Origin of the sequence: Vagococcus hydrophili, assembly GCF_011304195.1 — a bacterium.
GTDB lineage: Bacteria > Bacillota > Bacilli > Lactobacillales > Vagococcaceae > Vagococcus > Vagococcus hydrophili.
This window is the reverse complement of sequence record NZ_CP049887.1, coordinates 1,440,713-1,458,288: the sequence shown is the minus strand read 5'-3', so window position 1 is coordinate 1,458,288 and position 17,576 is coordinate 1,440,713. Positions and strand designations below refer to the sequence as shown.

General features: G+C 34.7%; 19 protein-coding genes and 1 pseudogene. 5 read left to right on the top strand and 15 right to left on the bottom strand.

Going from position 1 to position 17,576, the window contains the following annotated elements:
- Positions 1–17: 17 nt before the first annotated feature.
- The 7 genes and pseudogenes from G7082_RS07365 to G7082_RS07335 all read right to left on the bottom strand — a co-directional run.
- A pseudogene (locus G7082_RS07365) lies at positions 18–1,013 on the bottom strand (metal ABC transporter substrate-binding protein); the annotation flags it as partial.
- A gap of 133 nt (positions 1,014–1,146) precedes the next feature.
- The gene (locus G7082_RS07360; protein ID WP_166034469.1) at positions 1,147–3,249 is read right to left on the bottom strand and encodes a heavy metal translocating P-type ATPase; all 2,103 of its coding nucleotides are present in this window, start codon (positions 3,247–3,249) and stop codon (positions 1,147–1,149) included.
- Positions 3,250–3,251: 2 nt separating this feature from the next.
- Positions 3,252–3,605 carry an ArsR/SmtB family transcription factor gene (locus G7082_RS07355; RefSeq protein ID WP_166034468.1) on the bottom strand — a complete coding sequence of 118 codons (354 nt, stop codon included), beginning with the start codon at positions 3,603–3,605 and terminating at the stop codon, positions 3,252–3,254.
- Positions 3,606–3,721: 116 nt separating this feature from the next.
- Complete coding sequence (locus G7082_RS07350; RefSeq protein ID WP_166034467.1) at positions 3,722–4,588, bottom strand: DMT family transporter; 867 nt, start codon at positions 4,586–4,588, stop codon at positions 3,722–3,724.
- 524 nt (positions 4,589–5,112) lie between these two features.
- Positions 5,113–5,883 carry an ABC transporter permease gene (locus G7082_RS07345; RefSeq protein WP_166034466.1) on the bottom strand — a complete coding sequence of 257 codons (771 nt, stop codon included), beginning with the start codon at positions 5,881–5,883 and terminating at the stop codon, positions 5,113–5,115.
- Positions 5,876–6,808 (bottom strand): ABC transporter ATP-binding protein, encoded by a 933-nt coding sequence (locus tag G7082_RS07340; protein ID WP_166034465.1) that lies wholly within the window; start codon positions 6,806–6,808, stop codon positions 5,876–5,878. Before G7082_RS07340 ends, G7082_RS07345 begins: the two co-directional genes overlap by 8 nt.
- The gene (locus G7082_RS07335; RefSeq protein WP_166034464.1) at positions 6,805–7,095 is read right to left on the bottom strand and encodes an ArsR/SmtB family transcription factor; all 291 of its coding nucleotides are present in this window, start codon (positions 7,093–7,095) and stop codon (positions 6,805–6,807) included. The genes G7082_RS07340 and G7082_RS07335 overlap by 4 nt, the downstream gene beginning before the upstream one ends.
- 240 nt (positions 7,096–7,335) lie before the next feature.
- Between G7082_RS07335 and G7082_RS07330 the strand changes: the two genes are divergently transcribed.
- Both G7082_RS07330 and G7082_RS07325 read left to right on the top strand, forming a co-directional pair.
- On the top strand, positions 7,336–8,391 hold the full coding sequence (locus G7082_RS07330; RefSeq protein WP_166034463.1) for an AEC family transporter: 1,056 nt from the start codon (positions 7,336–7,338) through the stop codon (positions 8,389–8,391).
- Between the two features lie 25 nt (positions 8,392–8,416).
- Positions 8,417–9,424, top strand: a complete 1,008-nt coding sequence (locus tag G7082_RS07325; protein ID WP_166034462.1) for a 2-hydroxyacid dehydrogenase — start codon at positions 8,417–8,419, stop codon at positions 9,422–9,424.
- Between the two features lie 109 nt (positions 9,425–9,533).
- Here G7082_RS07325 and G7082_RS07320 read toward each other — a convergent pair whose 3' ends face one another.
- The 4 genes from G7082_RS07320 to G7082_RS07305 form a co-directional block, all read right to left on the bottom strand.
- Positions 9,534–10,247, bottom strand: a complete 714-nt coding sequence (locus tag G7082_RS07320) for a response regulator (RefSeq protein WP_166034461.1) — start codon at positions 10,245–10,247, stop codon at positions 9,534–9,536.
- Complete coding sequence (locus G7082_RS07315) at positions 10,228–11,865, bottom strand: ATP-binding protein (protein WP_238842703.1); 1,638 nt, start codon at positions 11,863–11,865, stop codon at positions 10,228–10,230. The genes G7082_RS07320 and G7082_RS07315 overlap by 20 nt, the downstream gene beginning before the upstream one ends.
- Positions 11,866–11,947: 82 nt before the next feature.
- Positions 11,948–12,394, bottom strand: coding sequence for a DMT family transporter (locus G7082_RS07310; protein ID WP_166034459.1), 447 nt, complete (start codon positions 12,392–12,394; stop codon positions 11,948–11,950).
- A gap of 12 nt (positions 12,395–12,406) precedes the next feature.
- Complete coding sequence (locus tag G7082_RS07305) at positions 12,407–12,826, bottom strand: DMT family transporter (protein WP_166034458.1); 420 nt, start codon at positions 12,824–12,826, stop codon at positions 12,407–12,409.
- Positions 12,827–12,925: 99 nt separating this feature from the next.
- Between G7082_RS07305 and G7082_RS07300 the strand changes: the two genes are divergently transcribed.
- Together G7082_RS07300 and G7082_RS07295 are read left to right on the top strand one after the other, a co-directional pair.
- On the top strand, positions 12,926–13,621 hold the full coding sequence (locus tag G7082_RS07300) for a cyclic nucleotide-binding domain-containing protein (protein ID WP_166034457.1): 696 nt from the start codon (positions 12,926–12,928) through the stop codon (positions 13,619–13,621).
- A 23-nt stretch (positions 13,622–13,644) separates the two neighbouring features.
- Positions 13,645–14,055 carry a GNAT family N-acetyltransferase gene (locus G7082_RS07295; protein ID WP_166034456.1) on the top strand — a complete coding sequence of 137 codons (411 nt, stop codon included), beginning with the start codon at positions 13,645–13,647 and terminating at the stop codon, positions 14,053–14,055.
- A gap of 63 nt (positions 14,056–14,118) precedes the next feature.
- On the opposite strand, the gene G7082_RS07290 is transcribed toward G7082_RS07295, so the two are convergent.
- The 3 genes from G7082_RS07290 to G7082_RS07280 form a co-directional block, all read right to left on the bottom strand.
- Positions 14,119–14,691: a helix-turn-helix transcriptional regulator gene (locus tag G7082_RS07290; protein WP_166034455.1), complete on the bottom strand. Its 573-nt coding sequence runs from the start codon at positions 14,689–14,691 to the stop codon at positions 14,119–14,121.
- Positions 14,692–14,892: 201 nt separating this feature from the next.
- Positions 14,893–15,276, bottom strand: coding sequence for a YbaN family protein (locus G7082_RS07285; RefSeq protein WP_166034454.1), 384 nt, complete (start codon positions 15,274–15,276; stop codon positions 14,893–14,895).
- 1 nt (position 15,277) lies between these two features.
- Positions 15,278–15,664 carry a winged helix-turn-helix transcriptional regulator gene (locus G7082_RS07280; RefSeq protein ID WP_166034453.1) on the bottom strand — a complete coding sequence of 129 codons (387 nt, stop codon included), beginning with the start codon at positions 15,662–15,664 and terminating at the stop codon, positions 15,278–15,280.
- A gap of 146 nt (positions 15,665–15,810) precedes the next feature.
- Here G7082_RS07280 and G7082_RS07275 point away from each other — a divergent pair, with 146 nt between their 5' ends.
- The gene (locus tag G7082_RS07275) at positions 15,811–16,998 is read left to right on the top strand and encodes an NADH-dependent flavin oxidoreductase (protein ID WP_166034452.1); all 1,188 of its coding nucleotides are present in this window, start codon (positions 15,811–15,813) and stop codon (positions 16,996–16,998) included.
- A gap of 181 nt (positions 16,999–17,179) precedes the next feature.
- On the opposite strand, the gene G7082_RS07270 is transcribed toward G7082_RS07275, so the two are convergent.
- On the bottom strand, positions 17,180–17,575 hold the full coding sequence (locus G7082_RS07270; protein ID WP_166034451.1) for a RidA family protein: 396 nt from the start codon (positions 17,573–17,575) through the stop codon (positions 17,180–17,182).
- Position 17,576 lies beyond the last annotated feature (1 nt).

Genomic DNA, 17,576 nt, shown 5'->3' with positions numbered 1-17,576 from the left:
ATTCTCCTCTATTTCATTTCTGTTGTTTTGCTTAGAGCTTCTAAATTTTCAGTCATGATTGACACATAGTTTTTGCCAGCTTTCATGTCTTTATCAGATACACCTTCTAAAGTATTCAATACTAATAATTCAACCTTAGTTTCTTTAGCTAAAGTTTTTGCCACAGCATCTGAGGCATTTGATTCAAAGTAAATGTACTGAATGTTATTTTCATCCACATATTTTTTAAGTTCTGCTAATTTAGCTGCCGAAGGTTCTTGATCTGGTGAGAGTCCAGCAATGGGAACTTGTTTTAAACCATACTCTGAAGCTAAGTAGCCAAAAGCAGCATGTTGTGTGACGAAGTTTTTCTGTTTAGCTGTTGAAAAAGTTTCTTTGTATGCTTTATCTAACTCTTCTAATTCTTTAATATAGGCTTCTGTATTTTTAGTAAAGACTTCCTTTTTGTCTGGAAATTGTTTAATCAACTGTTCACTAATTTCCTTCACTTCTTTAATAGCCAAGCTAGGTGCTAACCAAACATGTGGGTCAAAGGCATGAGAATGTCCATGTTCTTCTTCACTGTGATGGTGTTCCTCTTCTCCCTCATGATCGTGATCATGTTCATCACCTTCCTTGTGTTCATGATGATGGTCTTCTTCATCCCCAGGTAATAGCTCCATCTTTTCAGTTGCCTTAATGACTTTAACTTTACCTTCTTTCAACGTTTCTGCCATTGCTGGAACCCACGTCTCCATGTTTTCATTGTTGTAAACAAAAGCATCTGAGTCTTGAATTTTCTTCATGTCTTTAGCTGATGGTTCATAATCATGAGCTTCTGTTCCAGCAGAAATTAATAAACTCACCTCAGCTTCATCTCCCACAATATGTTTTGTAAAATCATACATCGGATAAAAACTTGTCATAATTTGCAGTTTATCCTTACTAACTTCTTTTTTATTTCCAGCACCACATGCACTTGCCATACCAATTAATCCTATTAAAAATATTCCTAAAAATAGTCGTTTCTTCATTTTCCATCCTCCACATCTTTTTCAAATCGTAACGATTACGTTTTACAAGATTGAATATTATCAGACTATTTTTAAGATGTCAACGGTTTTTATAAAAAAAGAACCTCTCATAAAAGAAGTTCTTCAAGTATTTCTATTTTATCTTCATCAATCGTAACCCATTCAAGGTCACTAAAATAGTGGCTCCCATGTCAGCTACAATAGCTAACCATAATGTTAACCACCCTGGAATAATCAGTAATAAAGCGATTAGTTTAATGGCTAAAGATAAAGTAATATTTTGCTTAATGACACCTAATGTTTTACGACTTAATCTAATTAAGAAAGGTAATTTTTCTAAGTCGTCTCCCATTAGAGCTACGTCTGCCGTTTCTAAAGCGGTATCCGTTCCAGCACCACCCATGGCAATCCCCACACTAGCTGCCGCAAGAGCCGGGGCATCATTCACACCGTCTCCCACCATTGCTACTTTTTGATAAGAATTCTTCAACGATTTAATATAATCCAATTTATCTTGTGGCATTAAATCACCTTTAATCTCTGTCACACCAACCTCTTGACCAATAGCTTGGGCAGTCGTTTCATTGTCTCCCGTTAACATAATCGTGTGCTTAATTCCCGCCTCATGAAGTTCTTTGATAACTTGTTGACTCGTTACTCTGACTTCATCTGCGACAGCAATCATACCTAAAATTTGATTTTCTTCACCAAAAATCATCACAGTTTTTCCTTGTGCTTGAAGTTTTTCATAAGTAGTTTTTAAATCAGTTGCTTGATTTAAACTTACTTCAAATAATTTAGCACTTCCTACATAATAAGTAACGCCCTCAATTTTTCCTTTAATACCTTTTCCTGTAATAGAGGAAAAGTCTTCAATTTTCACATGATCTACTGATAATTTTTTTTGCTTTAATTCTTTCATAATCGCAGAAGCTAGTGGATGACCTGAGTAACTTTCAAGAGCGGCAATCATTTCAAAATAGTGATCTTTTTTAGCATCCTCTACAACGATATAATCTGTTACAACAGGTTCACCTTTTGTTAAGGTACCTGTTTTATCAAAAGCAATTGCTTGAAGGCCACCAACTTCTTCTAAGTAGATACCACCTTTAATTAAGACACCATTTTTTGCGGCATTACTAATCGCTGACACAATAGAAACGGGTGTTGAAATTACTAAAGAACAAGGACAACCAACTACGAGTAATGACAATCCCTGATACAACCAAGTGTTCCAATCCCCGTTAAATAAAGTTGGCGGAATGACTACCACTAAGAAAGAAATTAACATAATAGCTGGTGTGTAATATTTAGCAAATTTATCCACAAAAGCTTGAGCAGGCGCTCTTTCTCCTTGGGCCTCCTCCACTAAATGAATAATTTTAGAAATCGTCGAATCTTTGACTAACTTAGTGACTTTAACTTCTAACATTCCCTCTTCATTCAAGGTTCCCGCAAAAACATCATCTGCCACATTCTTTTCAACTGGAACAGATTCACCTGTAATGGCCCCTTGATTCACTGATGAATGACCTTTAACAATGACACCATCCATCGCAATTTTTTGTCCCGGTTTTATCAACATGATATCTCCAACTAAAATATCTTCCACATGAATCGAAACTTCTTTCCCATCTCTTACAACAAGCGCTTCTTTAGGGGCAATATCCATTAAAGAACGGATAGATTGTCTCGCTTTATCCATGGAGAATTTTTCCAACGCTTCACTAATCGCAAAGAGAATTACAACCACAGAACCTTCTGCCCATTGACCAATTGTTGACGCTCCGATAATCGCAATGGTCATTAATAATTGCATAGAAAAATTAAGTTTGAATAAGTCCTTGATACCTTCAATAAATAAACTAAAACCGCCTATCACAATGGCACTTAAAAATAAACCAATGGTAAGATATGCTTGCTCTCCGTTAATACTTTGAGAAATTAATGCGCCGACAATAAACATTAAGGCAAGGGTTAACGTCCAATTTTCTTTTACTTTACTTGTCTTTTCATGACTCACTTCTCTTTGACTCTCATCAATGATTTTTAGATTTTCAAAAGCGCCAGCTGCTTCGATTTCTTCAATACTTGCTTTGCCTGTAACTGTAATTTTTCCTACTGCAAAATTAACACTTGCTTCACTAATACCAGCAATGTTTGCCACGTTTTTTTCAAATTTTTTCGAACAATTTGGGCAACTAAGACCTTCAATTCGGTATTCTTTTGTTTTCATCTCTATTCTCCTTCTTGTAAACTAATTCCTAGCTGAATTAATTGAACGAGTTCTTGATTTTTTATAGAGTAATACAACATTTTTCCTTTTTGACGATGATCCACAGCCCCAATTTTTTTAAGCTGTTGCAAATGGTGAGACGCTGTCGCAATACTTGAATCTAAAATATTGGCAATATCACAGACACACAATTCTTTTTCTAAAGACAAGCTATAAAGTATTTTAAACCGCTTCTCATCTGCAATCAGTTTAAATTTTTTTAATACTGATTCTAAAGCAACTTTCTCAATTTCTTCCTTACAAAAGGCTACATCTTCCTGATGGATTAAATCCACATCACACGTATTTTTTGCCACTTCCATCTCTCCTCGTTCAAACTTATATTTGAATGATAGCACAACTCAACCCCTCATTCAAATCTATTTTTGAATGAAAGGGTAAAAAAAGAGATTGGCTATCACACCAATCTCCCTTATATTTTTTTACTTCTCCCAAAATCTAATTCCACAATTAATACGCCGATAAATATGAATAACCCGCCCATTAACATATTCATCGATACTTTTTCACCAAGTAATATGACAGAACCTAACATGCCAAAGAAAGCTTCTGTTGATAAAATAATGGCTGCTTCTGAACTGGTGGTATATTTTTGTGATACTGTTTGAAGGAAGTAGGCGAGTAAGGTACTTGCCAACCCTAAATAAAAAACTGGTAATAAATTGACCGGCTGATAATTAATGCTTGTTTCACCTGAAATAAAGAGGGTTAGCCAAGAGAGTAAGGCGGCAGCTCCCATTTGAAGTAACATCAAAGCCCATGTTTCCTCCTCAGCCACAAAAAGATCCGTTACAAAAATTTGCAAGGCGAAAAAAACAGCACAAATTAAAGTTAGTCCATCACCTAAATTAAATCCTCCCATCGTACCGGTTAAAGACAACAAACCAATACCAATAAGCGTCACAAAACTTCCTACAAAATTTTTCAGCGGCAATTTATTTTTCAAAATTAAATAGCTTAAAAAAGGTACGATGATGACATTCACTGCTGTTAAAAAAGCATTTTTTGACGCCGTTGTATATTGAAGTCCAATCGTTTGAAAGGCGTAAGCTAAAAATAAAACAGTTCCTAGTAAACTGCCTCGTCCTAGTGTTTTTAGGGAGAGTAAGCGCAGTTTTTTTAGATTAACTAATAGTAAGACAACAAATGCTACGGTAAAACGAATAGCTAAAATTTGATATGGCGTATAATTTTCCAGGGCTAAAGCTGTTACTACAAATCCAGTACCCCAAATAATAGCTACAATAACTAAACCAATTTTCCCTATTCTTCGTTTCATTAAACACCCTCCTCTTTTTTCATCATACGATATCAGCCACTATTTGTACACGCTTTCTTAATTCAAAAAAAGAATAGCGACTATTCCACAATAGCCACTACTCTTTTGGATTTTGGGTTACTTGGAGCTAAGCGCTTTTTTTATTCACTCTTATCTAGTCTGGATTCAAATGGCAGCTCCTGAGGCAACTTCAAAAATAAAAATTAATCGAAAAGTGCGTCGATTATTTTTTATTTCCTCCAGTTGCTTGGAGCTAAGCACCTTTTTCATCACTCTTATTAGTCCAGGTTCAAATGGCAGCTCCTTCAACAACTTCAGAAATGAAAATCAATTCAAAAAGCGCGAATTGTTTTTCATTTCTTCCAGTTGCTCGGAGCTAAACGCCATTCTCACCTTTCTTATCTAGTCCGGGATTAAAAAGCTGCTCCTTCGGTAACTTCACTAATTTAAATCAATCCAAAAAGCGGATTGTTTTAAATTACCTCCAGTTACTCAGAGCATGACGCTTTTAAATCCACTCTAATCTAACTTCTTAATCCTCTTCCTTTTTCGATCAAATACCAACAAACGCTGTATAGTACGATGATGAAGACGATTAGGATTGACATTGAGATTGCTAATGGTACATCTTCCATTCCTAAGAATCCGTATCTGAAGCCTGATATCATATAAACGATTGGATTGATTTTTGAGACTGCTTGCCAAATTGGTGGCAACATAGAAATCGAGTAAAACACCCCACCTAAATAAGTTAAGGGTTGTAAAACAAAGGTTGGGACAATTGAAACATCATCAAATGATTGGGCAAAAATTCCGTTGATTAGACCTGCTAATGAAAATAGAATGGCTGTCATTAAAAGAGTCACGATGACAATTGACCATGAGAAAACATTTAATGGAACGAATAATAGAGAAATAATGGTTACCAGAGTTCCAACTAGTAAACTTCGTCCTAACCCACCAATCACAAAGCCCCAAATAATAATGTGTGTTGGGACTGGCGCCACTAGTAACTCTTCAATATTCTTTTGAAATTTCTGTGAGAAAAATGAAGAAGACACATTGGAATATGAACTCGTAATGGCCGACATCATGATAAGCCCTGGCACGATAAATTCCATATAAGAGAAACCGCCCATTTCGCCAATACGTCCGCCAATCATTTTACCGAAAATAATGAAATATAATGACGTTGTAATCACTGGTGGCACCAAGGTTTGAACCCAAATTCTTAAGTAACGGTTTGTTTCTTTGACCGCCAAACTTTTTAATGCTGTCATATACAATTTATTCATGATTTGCCTCCACGTGTTGCTCCTCTGTAATTTTTAAGAATAATTCCTCTAAACGATTTGATTTGTTTCTCATAGAAAGAACTTTGATGCCTTGCTCTGTTAATTGCGTAAAGACATCATTCATTCCTTGATCTTTATTAACCTCAACAGCTAAAGTCGCTTCATCATCCATAGTTGTCACGTAACCTTTAATTTTTGGTTGTTTTCCTGTTGCCTCTAAATCTAAAATGAACGTTTCTGATTGTAGTTTGGATAACAATTCTTTCATACTTGTGTTTTCAATCAATTCTCCTGATTGGATAATTCCGATATTTCGACAAAGCATCTCTGCTTCCTCTAAGTAGTGAGTGGTTAAAATAATCGTTGTGCCTGCTTCATTTAACTCACGTAAAAATTGCCACATGTCACGTCTTAACTCAATATCCACACCTGCTGTGGGTTCATCTAAAATGAGTAATTTTGGTTCGTGCATTAAGGCTCTAGCAATCATCAAACGGCGCTTCATCCCACCAGATAACATGCGGGCACGAACATCTCTTTTTCCCCATAAATCAGATTGTTTTAAGTATTTTTCACTTCGCTCCAAAGCTTCTTTTCTTGAAACCCCGTAATAACCAGCTTGGTTTACCACAATTTGTTGGACTGTTTCAAAGGGATTGAAGTTAAATTCTTGTGGTACTAATCCAATTTGTTGTTTTGCTTGAACTAGTTCTGTATCAATATCGTAGCCAAAAACTTTTACTTGTCCTGCTGTTTTATTAACTAATGACGTAATAATACCGATTGTTGTTGATTTTCCTGCCCCATTTGGTCCAAGTAACGCATAAAAATCACCGTCTGTCACAGTTAAATCAATGCCTTTTAATGCTTCTACACCTGTCGCATATTTCTTTTTCAAGCCTTTTATTTCTAATGCTTCGCTCATTCTTCAAACTCCTTTTTTGATTGTAATAACGTTTCGATAATCACCATTGTCTGATCTAAAAAATCCTCTTTTAACTCATAATGATGCCATTGTCCTTTTTTGTTAACGACCACAATGCCTGCTTTTTCTAAGACTTTCATATGATGAGACAAAGTTGGTTGCGTGAAATCAAAGTGCTCCAACACTTCGCAAGCACACATGGTTCCTCCAGATAAAAGATGAACTATTTTTAACCGCTTAGGATCTGCCACTGCCTTTAACATGATTGAGACCTTTTCATAATCCATGGGATTCCTCCTTACATAGATACTTATCTATGTAAATATAAAAGAGATTCCTGTTTGAGTCAAGCAACTCGTTTTCTAACTGTTCGTGATTTTTTTCACTTACATAAGTTACATTAGTTTCACTTAATTACATATTGTTCACTTTGTCACATACTCAGGTTAAGATACATATATCAAGAAAACACGGCCATGTTTCTTATATTAACTATTGTGAATAAAACCACAAATCGGAGGAAAACCATGAACTTTGGAGAAATTATAAAAGCTACTTTAACAGATATGAATATTATTAGTGCCATTACATCAACGATCTTTATCATCTTACTCGGATTCTTTTGTCGTAAGAAAGGCATCTTCACTGATCAAGTCGGAAAAATATTAACAAAAGTAGTTCTAACAGTTGCTTTACCTGCCTTAGCATTCAACGCATTCATGCAAGACATTGACGGTGACATCTTGAAACAAGGTATGAACGTTTTAATCTGGGGATTAATTATCTATGTCATCTTAATCTTTGCTTCTAAGCCATTATTTATGAAATACAAAGGTGACAAACAAGATACTTTACGTGTGTTAACTATTTTTGGATCAACTACATTCTTTGGTACACCGATTGTTAGTGCTATCTATGGTCCAGTTGGTGTTATGTTCAGCTCAATCTTCAACATTGGTTACCGTATTTTCTTATACTCATATGGTTACATCAAAATGAGTGGTTTAAAAATGGAATTAAAAAATATCAAAACAATGTTCTTAAATCCAATCGTTTTAGCAACATTTGCTGGTCTTTTCATCTGGGTTTTCCAAGGTTATATGCCTCAAATGTCAGTCGCTGGTGTTGACGGTGCGATGCATGATGTTGCTTTTTTAAGAATTGATCAAACAGCTGTCTGGTTATTCAAACCAATGACTTTCTTAGCTGGTTTAGCTTCTCCACTTGCTTGGCTTGCTATCGGTGCCACTCTTGGTGAAGTAAGCTTTAAAGACGCTGCAACTGACAAAACATCTTGGTACTACAGTTTTGCTAAAGTTATCTTAGTTCCAGCTTTAAACATTGTCCTACTTGCTGCTTTAACACTAACTGGTATCTTACCTGTAAGTTTTGAAGCATTAGCTACAATCGTTATTATGATGGCAACACCTACTGCCACAGTCGCTGCCGCCTATGCGATTAGTTTTGACAAAGAAGCAATACTTGCCTCTAACTGTTCACTGATTTCAACAGTTACCGCAGTTATCATGACACCAATTTGGATTGTCGTATTAGAAATTATTAGTAAATCAGGATTATTTTAATTAAAAACTAAAGGGGATATTTACCATGACTTTTAAAATAGCTTGCTACGGCGTAAGAGAAAACGAAGTACCATTCTTTAATAAATTAAACAAATACGATTTTGAGTTAACTTTAATCGAAGACTTATTAACTTCTGAAAACCCAGAAACATTTGCAAACCATGATGCAGTATTATTACGTGGAAACTGTACAGCGGACCGTACCAACATTGAAAAGATGGCGAAAGAAGGCATTAAATATGTCTTCACTCGTACAGTTGGTTTTAACCATATTGATTTAAAAGCGGCTGAAGAATTCAACATGTCAGTTGCTCGCGTTCCTTCTTATTCTCCAAATGCGATTGCTGAATTATCATTAACACTTGCCATGATGTTACTTAGATCAACGGCTCACACAACTATGAGAACAGCTAACAAAAATTTCAAAGTTGATGGCGAAATGTTTAGTAAAGAAATCCGTAACTGTAAAGTTGGAATTATCGGAACTGGTAAAATCGGCTTAACTGAAGCGAAACTTTTCAAAGGTTTAGGCGCTGAAGTTTTAGGTTATGATATTTATGAAAACGAAGAAGCTAAAGCGACATTAACTTACAAAGAATTAGATGAATTATTAGCTGAATCTGATATCGTCAGCTTACACGTTCCTTACTTCCCAGGAAAAAATGACAAAATGGTAGACGCTGAATTTATCGGTAAAATGAAAGACGGCGCAATTTTAATCAACACTGCTCGTGGAGAGTTACAAGATAATGAAGCCATTCTTAAAGCCTTACAAGCAGATAAATTAGCAGGTTTTGGGACTGATGTGTTTGCTAATGAGCAATCATTGTTCTTCAAAGAATTCAAACCTTGGGAACCACTACCAGATACAACGGTTCAAATGTTAGTTGATATGTACCCACGTGTTCTTGTTACACCTCACGTTGGTTCAAACACTGATGAAGCCCTATGTAACATGATCGAAACAAGCTACGAAAACTTCAACGACGTCCTAACAGTCGGCGAAACAGCAAACAAAGTTGTTTTAGCGTAAGAGGTTATAACTTTGAGAAATAAATAAGAACTTCCTATAAAAATCTAATGACTGATTTTTATAGGAAGTTCTTTATTTTTAATTACGTTTCATACTCTTAATACACTCTCTACAAATACTCCCCAACCTTCTCTTCATAATCTTCTACCAATTTGTACAACGTAATCGGTCGTCCTATTTCTCGGTAGTGCATGGTTTCTCCCAAGACGGCTATTTCTGTTAAAAAGGTGATATATTTTTTAGTTGAGATACGAGATAAGGCTATTTCTTTCGATAGATTTTCCGTTGAAAAAGGTTGTTCCATTGTTTTAATACCTTCGATTACTTTACTAAACGTTAATTTCGACAAGCCTTTTGGTAACTCTTCTCCGCAATGGATTTCTTCTTTTTTTGTAGTCGTTTGGTTAAAAAAAGCATCCAAAGCTTGTTGGTTCGTCGTTGTTTTCTTATCAGTCATTTCATCTAAAATATCAAATTTTTGAAAAGCTAGTTTAAAGCGCTCAAAGGTAAACGGCTTGATTAAATAATCAATCACATTGTATTTCAGCGCTTCTTCTAGCGTGTGCATATCATCTGCTGCGGTAATTAAGATAACTGGAATATTTATCTCTAATTGATGTAACTCTTTTAAAAATTCGAGTCCTGTTTGCTCTGGTAAAAATACATCTAACAAAATCAAACGAACGTTTTCTCTTTGAATAATTTTTAATCCGTCCTTTGTTTGACGAACGTTTTCGATGTGAGCCTTTGGTAATATATTCTCAACAAACTGTTGATTCAGTGATGCCACCATTGGATCATCTTCAATAATTAGTATGGTCATGCTCTTCCCCCATCACTGGAAATTCAACATAAAAGTGTGTGCCACCTTGTTTTCTTGCTGAAAATTCAATGATTCCCTCTCTTGATGTGACTGTTTTATTGACTAAGTATAAACCGTAACCTCGGTCATGATTTTTAGTTGAAAAACGATTATTAAAAATTTTCTCTTCAATCTCTTTTGGTATACCAGTTCCGCTATCCATCACGTCCATCATAATAATTTGTCCCTCTTCTTCATATTTTATTAAAAGAGACACTTCTTTTGTTTCTGCCAACTGAACAGCGTCAAAAGCATTCGTTAAAATATTGCCTAAGACTTGTAATAATTCATGGATATCGTTATCTGTTACTAGTTCTGGCAGAAAAGATTCTGGAATCATGGTAAAATTAATTTTCTTCTCTTCGGCTTCCCCAGCTTTACCCAGTAAATATCCTGCAATTGCTGGTGATTTAATCTTATCTGTAATATAACCCACATCACTTTGGTAATTTTGATGTAAATCTTGCATATAATTGGTTACTTGATCGTATTGTTTTAACTCAATCATTCCCATAATCACTTGCATTTTATTCATAAATTCATGGGTTTGAGCTCTGAGTGAATCAATGTACTGCTCTGTTCCACTTAACTGCTGAACAAGATTAGTCAACTCAGATTGGTCCCTAAAGGTTACCACGCCACCGGCAAAAACTTCTTTTGAAAAAATCGGTGACATATTCGCCACAATCTCAATATCTCCTAAAAGAAGCCTTTGATCTTTGCTCTTTGTTTTTTCTGTAAAAGTTGCCGCAAAAAGCACCTCGTAGATTTCAGCTGGGATTTTTTGATTCATTTTCACATCAAAATTAGCATCCGTTTTTTTGATTAAGGAAGAAGCTTCTTTATTCATTAAAATAACTTCTTGCTCTAAATTAATCGCTAAAATACATTCAGTGATTTCATTTTCCACAACTTCCTTATCATAAAGTAAATTCGCAATTTCATAAGGTTCTAAGTTAAATAATATTTTTTTTATGCGACTTGCACCGTAAATAGCACCTATCACACCAACACCTAAACCAAGTAATAACCCGTATATCAACTGACTTTGGGCTTCTGCAATATCTGAGTCAATTGTTTTCGAAATCAAACCAACACAGACCACACCAATAATTTCTCCTGATTTATTTTTAATTGGCTCAAAATAGCGGGTTCCTTTACCTAACACCCCGTCCTCAGTAGAAAAATGACTTTCTCCTTCAAGTGCCCTTCTTGCATCGGGAAGATTAGAAAACGGTTGTCCAATAACTGTGACATCAGGGTGGGATAGTCGAATCAAGTCTTTATCTAAAACAACCACAAAATCCACGTTTGTTGCCTGCCTAATTTTTAAAGCTATCTCTTGAACGTTATTCTTAGATTCCTGATTCTCTATCGCCTCAATAATTTCTGGCTGATTGACTGTTACTCTAGCCACCGAACTAATTTTATCTTTGGTTTTCTTCATTTCTTGGTTAATCACATAGTTTTTAATCAAAAGATTTGAAGCAATTAACGAAATCAATATTGAAAAAATAACAATAAAAATAATAATCACACGCAGTGAAAAGCGTTGTTTCTTTTTAATCTGTAACGCCATAGGTTCACTCATTTCTTTTCGTATATCCTTTTTTCTCTTCATAATAATACAAGAAAAGAGATCATTTTTAAAGTTTTAACCATTAGGCCATACTCTTTTTATCTACTACTAAGTTAAAAATTAAACCGCACAATACCAAACTACCACCAATAATTTTGTTTACTGACAACTCTTGTAATAAAACATAGTCAATCAGCATCCCCACAAATAATTGTCCCACAAAGACAAAAAGAGTTTGATAGAAAACAGAGATTTTAGGTGTAATATAACTAGATAAAACAACTACTAAGATACTTAAAACTCCACCTAAATAGGCCCAGTATGGTATTTTTTCCACATTACTTATGGAAAAACCTAAGAGCTCTCCACTAATCAAAAGAATAATGATAGAACTTCCTAAGCCCGTCAAATAATTAAAATAAGTACTTTCGAATAAACCAATTCGCCCTGCTAATTGGGCATTAATAATTCTCGCTATGACAATTGAAACACCTGCTAAAAATGCGAGTAAAAAATAAATTAAAATCATCTAATTCTCCTCCTAAACCAAACTCATAACAATAATTCCAAGTAAAATAAACACAATACCGATTATTTTTTTTGATTCAAAGAGAGCTTTATTCATCCCTAATAAACCAAAATGATCAATCACTAACGAGGATAACGACTGACCTAACAATCCTAGAGATACTGTCAGTGAGACTCCTAAGGCAGCAAAACTAATATTATTAAAAATCACGGTGAATACGCCAATTATTCCTGCACTATAAAAATACCAGCGTAAATTATTTCTGTATTTAATTTTTGTTTTTGTTACAATTAAAATAAAAATCATTCCGATTAAACCTAATAAATGAATGATGACACTTGAAACATAATTGCCTAAATATTGAGATAAAATACCGTTTAAGGCAATCATAATTGTGATTAACGCACCGATAAAAATTGATATTATTTTCATTTTTAAAAGACCTCCTAAATTATTAGTAACTTGTCTTCACTTTATCATGGTGCTACTCATGGCTATTAGGACAAATGTCCTAGCGAAAGGAAGTTTAGTATGAAAAAAATCAATCAGCCAACATTGATGAAGCAATACATGGAAAAATACCACCTAACTGACTACTTCTCTCAAGATGTGAGTTCTCATTTAAATTTGTATTTTTGGAAAAAAGGCGAGCATATTTGTCGTGAAGAAGAAAACAATGACTATCTTTTTTTCTTTGTGGATGGCAAAGCGAAAGTTTACACTACACTAAAAAATGGGAAATCACTTTTAATTTGTTTTTATGATGATTTTAATTTAATTGGCAGTTTAGAAATGATGGATCACCGTCTGTCAACAGCTAGTATTCAAGTAATTGAGGACTCCTTTTGTATCGGCATTAAACAGCGAGCTGTTCAGAAATATTTATTTGGAGATGTGGTTTTTTTACAATTTATTTTACGTTCTTTAAGCACTGAATTAGAACGCTCTACTAAGAACAGTTCAATTAATTTACTCTATCCATTAGAGAATCGTTTGGCGAGTTATTTATTTGCCACAAAGGAAGAGCCAGATTTAGCGATATCAGCTTATCCTGTTTTCAATGAGAATTTAACGTCACTGGCTGAACTTTTAGGTACTAGCTACCGTCATTTACATCGGTCTTTAAAAGTTCTTGCCGACAAAAAAGTAATTAATAAAACGGCACATGGTTTTGAATTGATTGATTTGCCTCAATTAGAAGAACTAGCCGCTGATTTATACCACTAAATAATTTAGAAAGGTTGTTGTTTATGGAAATAATAAAAGAAATCCCTACGCTATCTGACTACCGAATGCTATGTTCTGCTGTTGGTTGGGCTGAGGTTATGAATTTTGAAGCGGCTGAAACGTCACTTAAACATTCTCTTTTTGGGATCACGATTAAAGAAAATGAAAAGACAGTTGGGATGGGACGGATTATTGGCGATGGCGCCATTTATTTCTACATCCAAGATATCGTGGTTCATCCTAAGTATCAAAAACAAGGTATTGGTCATTTAATTATGGAGACTCTTATGGCTTATTTAAAAGAAAATGCTCCTGATAAAGCTTTTGTCGGTTTGTTTGCATCAGAAGGAAACGAATCATTTTATCAAAAATATGCTTTTGAAGATTATTCACCTAATATGACAGGGATGTTTACGGTGATTGAAAAGAAATAAAAATACCCAACACAGAAAGAGTAAACTTTTCTGTGTTGGGTAATTTTGTTAGATTATATTTTGTTAACTAAATAGCCATATACTGAGTAACATAATTACAACTACAATCAAAACAAATACTATTACAATCAAATTCTTTTCCCAAAAATCTTTTTTCTTATCTCTCTTCCCTCTTATTTTAGCTAAATCTCCGCCTTCATAAAAAGCTATAATTTCTCTGTATGTTTTGATATCTTCTTTTTTCTTAATCTTTTCTAATTTGAGAGCTGTTATCATCCCAACTAACCACAAACAAAACGGAATCAATAGTAACCACATACTGTCATCCAAATAGTTAAAAATCACACCAACCGATATTGCCGCAAGTCCTATAAAAACAATCATAACCCACGCTAACTGATCCAATTTCTTGTTACTAATTTTTCTCTTCATCATCTCTACGTCTCCTTTGACTAATTCATCCAAAGAAACATTAAAGAGTGTACTTAAAAGCAAAATATTATGAATATCAGGATAACTTTTTCCCGTCTCCCAATTTGAAATGGTTTGTCTCGAGACATATATTTTTTCTGCTAACACTTCTTGGGAATAACCTTTTTGTTCCCGATACTTTTTTATTTGATTATTTAAGTTCATCTTTTTTCCTCCTTCGGTAATTTTAAAGTAACGCAGAGTGAGTTGATTTGCAGTCAAATTCCCTTGATTTTAGCTTTTTTAGGATGTCAAAGGTAGTTGACAAGGTTGATATAACAGAGTTTATGTCTAATTTTAAAAAATCAAACAAGAAGGAAATAACAAAAGTTTGAAAAGCAACTTCTGTCATTCCCTTCTTAGTTACTACCCTTTTTCCTCAACCACTTTTTCCTTCTTCTTAAAATACATGGGTAAAAAGATACAGTGAGCAATAAATACGGTAGCTAAAACAATTCTCATAATGAGTGAATCAACGAGTAAAAATGGAATGCCTAGCGTTAAAAAGACAATTCCCAATATCTTTCTAAGTTGGCTTGAACTCATCTCTCTGTTCTCAATAATTCCTTGCATATGGGTTTTATACCAAGTTGTCTGCGTAAAGTAGTCATGCCATTTTTGAGAACTATTAACCCATAAAAAGGATGTCGCTAGGTAAAATGGAACTGTTGGTAATACTGGTAAAAATAAACCGATTGTTCCTAAAACAAAAGTTAAACAACCTAAAATAAAAAAGATAACTCTCTTCATATTACTGATTCTCCATTTCTAAATAACCACTATGATTATTATGTATTATTTGAATATCCTCACCGTTTTCTCTAGCTTTGGCGACTTTTTCTTCGTCCCAGATAGACATGGCAACTAAAATATCTCGTAATCCCTTACCCTCTTCAGTCAAAGAATAGATAACTTTTGGCGGAACTTGATTAAATACTTCTCTTGCCACTATTCCGTCCTCTTCTAATTCTCTAAGTTGCTGCGTTAACATTTTTTGAGTCACATCAGGAATTCGTCTTTTCAATTCACCTGTACGTAAATTTTCATGCCCTAAATGACATAAAATAATAGGTTTCCATTTACCACCAATCACATCTAACGTTGCTTCTATTCCTAATTGATAAATTTTTTTTGCCATATTCTTCCCGTCCTGACTCATTAGGTACTTTTTAGTAATTATAGCACTCTTTTGTGCGTACTTATTTTTTTATCTTAACGGGATTATACTAACATACATAAAGAAACACTGACAATTTTTTACTATCTAAAAAAGGAGAAATCAATATGACAAACTATCAATTTCTAAATTCTTATACTTTCAACAATGGGGTGACGCTTAAAAATAAAATCGTGATGGCTCCTATGACGACTATGGCAAGCTTCCATAATGGCATGTTAACGCAGGATGAGCTAGATTATTATGAAACAAGATCTGGCGGTCCTGGCATGATTATTACCGCTGTTGCTAATGTGAGTGATAGTGGTAAAGGATTTGAAGGGGAATTATCTGTGGCTCATGATGAGATGATGGATGGATTAACACAGTTAGCATCAGTTTTGAAAAAGAACGGAAGTAAAGCTGTTCTACAAATTTTCCATGCTGGACGTAAATCAACCACAAAAATTTTACGAGGAGAAACGCCAGTTAGTGCCAGCGCTATTGCTGCTGAATTTCCTACAAATTCAGAAACACCTCGTGAGTTAACTCATGAAGAGATTGAAGAAATCATAACTGATTTTGGTGAAGCTACACGACGCGCGATTATTGCTGGTTTTGATGGTATTGAATTACACGGTGCTAATACTTATTTACTTCAACAATTTTATTCTGAGCATTCTAATCGTCGTAGTGATGAATGGGGTGGCTCTCGTGATAAACGGATGACTTTTGCTTTAAGAGTGATTGCAGAAGTTCAAAAAGCAATCGATACCTACGCAACAAAGCCATTCTTACTTGGTTACCGTGTTTCTCCAGAAGAAGTTGAAACACCAGGTATTCGGTTAGAAGATACTCTTTATTTTGCTGAAACAATCAAAGATAAAATTGATTATTTACACTTATCTATGGGTGATTACAAACGAACTTCGATTAACAATCCTGATGATAAAACACCTATCATTGAACATTTTACTAAAACTATCAACGGTGATATCCCCTTAATCGGCATCGGTTCTGTGGAACGTCCAGAGCAAGCAGATGAAGTTTTAGAACTCGGTACTGATTTAGTGGCGATTGGTCGTGAATTTCTTCGTGAACCTAAATGGGTACAAAAGGTAATGGCACAGGATGAAGGTAGTATCAGAACGCAAATTAGTCCACTTGATTTAGACGAATTACGAATTCCAAAAGTGACACAAGAGTATTTAAAAGTAGCATTCCGTTCAGTGATGCATTTTACAACTGATCCTGATGAGTATGTTAATTATCAGAATCAGCTAGCACCAATGGAAGGTATTGAGAAGAAAATCTAAAAAAGAGCAACTGCCAATTTTGTCAGTTGCTCTTTTTCTAATGTTTTCCAGTTACTCAGAGCTAAACGCCTTTTTCATCACTCTTTATAGTCCGGGTTCAAAAGGCAGTTCTTCGGTAACTTCACTAACTTAAATCAATCCAAAAAGCGGATTGTTTTAAGTCAGCTCCAGTTACTCAGAACTAAACGCCTTTTTCACCACTCTGATAAACAACCATTTCGATTTCGATATCCGCTTCTAATGGTAATTCTTTAACTGCGACACATGTTCTAGCTGGATATGGCGCACTAAAGATTGTTTCATATACAGCATTCATTCCTTGAAAATTTTTCATTGTTGTTAGATAAACATTTACTTTAACCACATCATCAAAAGTAACATTTGCTGATTTTAACACTTGCTCTAAATTTTTGAAACATTGTTTGGTTTGCTCTTCAATACTTCCTGTGACTTCTTGATAATCTGGGGCATTTTTAGCGACTTGTCCGGAAAAAAAGATGGTATTGCCTGCATCCACTGCGTGAGAATAAGGTCCTGAAACTGATACACCTTCCCCAGTATATATTTTGCGACTCATA

Bases quoted from the DNA above. Each gene is read 5' to 3' on its own strand.
- G7082_RS07360 (WP_166034469.1), bottom strand. From the start codon at position 3,249: ATGAAAACAAAAGAATACCGAATTGAAGGTCTTAGTTGCCCAAATTGT.
- G7082_RS07350 (WP_166034467.1), bottom strand. From the start codon at position 4,588: ATGAAACGAAGAATAGGGAAAATTGGTTTAGTTATTGTAGCTATTATT.
- G7082_RS07345 (WP_166034466.1), bottom strand. From the start codon at position 5,883: ATGAATAAATTGTATATGACAGCATTAAAAAGTTTGGCGGTCAAAGAA.
- G7082_RS07340 (WP_166034465.1), bottom strand. From the start codon at position 6,808: ATGAGCGAAGCATTAGAAATAAAAGGCTTGAAAAAGAAATATGCGACA.
- G7082_RS07335 (WP_166034464.1), bottom strand. From the start codon at position 7,095: ATGGATTATGAAAAGGTCTCAATCATGTTAAAGGCAGTGGCAGATCCT.
- G7082_RS07330 (WP_166034463.1), top strand. From the start codon at position 7,336: ATGAACTTTGGAGAAATTATAAAAGCTACTTTAACAGATATGAATATT.
- G7082_RS07325 (WP_166034462.1), top strand. From the start codon at position 8,417: ATGACTTTTAAAATAGCTTGCTACGGCGTAAGAGAAAACGAAGTACCA.
- G7082_RS07320 (WP_166034461.1), bottom strand. From the start codon at position 10,247: ATGACCATACTAATTATTGAAGATGATCCAATGGTGGCATCACTGAAT.
- G7082_RS07315 (WP_238842703.1), bottom strand. From the start codon at position 11,865: ATGGCGTTACAGATTAAAAAGAAACAACGCTTTTCACTGCGTGTGATT.
- G7082_RS07310 (WP_166034459.1), bottom strand. From the start codon at position 12,394: ATGATTTTAATTTATTTTTTACTCGCATTTTTAGCAGGTGTTTCAATT.
- G7082_RS07305 (WP_166034458.1), bottom strand. From the start codon at position 12,826: ATGAAAATAATATCAATTTTTATCGGTGCGTTAATCACAATTATGATT.
- G7082_RS07300 (WP_166034457.1), top strand. From the start codon at position 12,926: ATGAAAAAAATCAATCAGCCAACATTGATGAAGCAATACATGGAAAAA.
- G7082_RS07295 (WP_166034456.1), top strand. From the start codon at position 13,645: ATGGAAATAATAAAAGAAATCCCTACGCTATCTGACTACCGAATGCTA.
- G7082_RS07290 (WP_166034455.1), bottom strand. From the start codon at position 14,691: ATGAACTTAAATAATCAAATAAAAAAGTATCGGGAACAAAAAGGTTAT.
- G7082_RS07285 (WP_166034454.1), bottom strand. From the start codon at position 15,276: ATGAAGAGAGTTATCTTTTTTATTTTAGGTTGTTTAACTTTTGTTTTA.
- G7082_RS07280 (WP_166034453.1), bottom strand. From the start codon at position 15,664: ATGGCAAAAAAAATTTATCAATTAGGAATAGAAGCAACGTTAGATGTG.
- G7082_RS07275 (WP_166034452.1), top strand. From the start codon at position 15,811: ATGACAAACTATCAATTTCTAAATTCTTATACTTTCAACAATGGGGTG.
- G7082_RS07270 (WP_166034451.1), bottom strand. From the start codon at position 17,575: ATGAGTCGCAAAATATATACTGGGGAAGGTGTATCAGTTTCAGGACCT.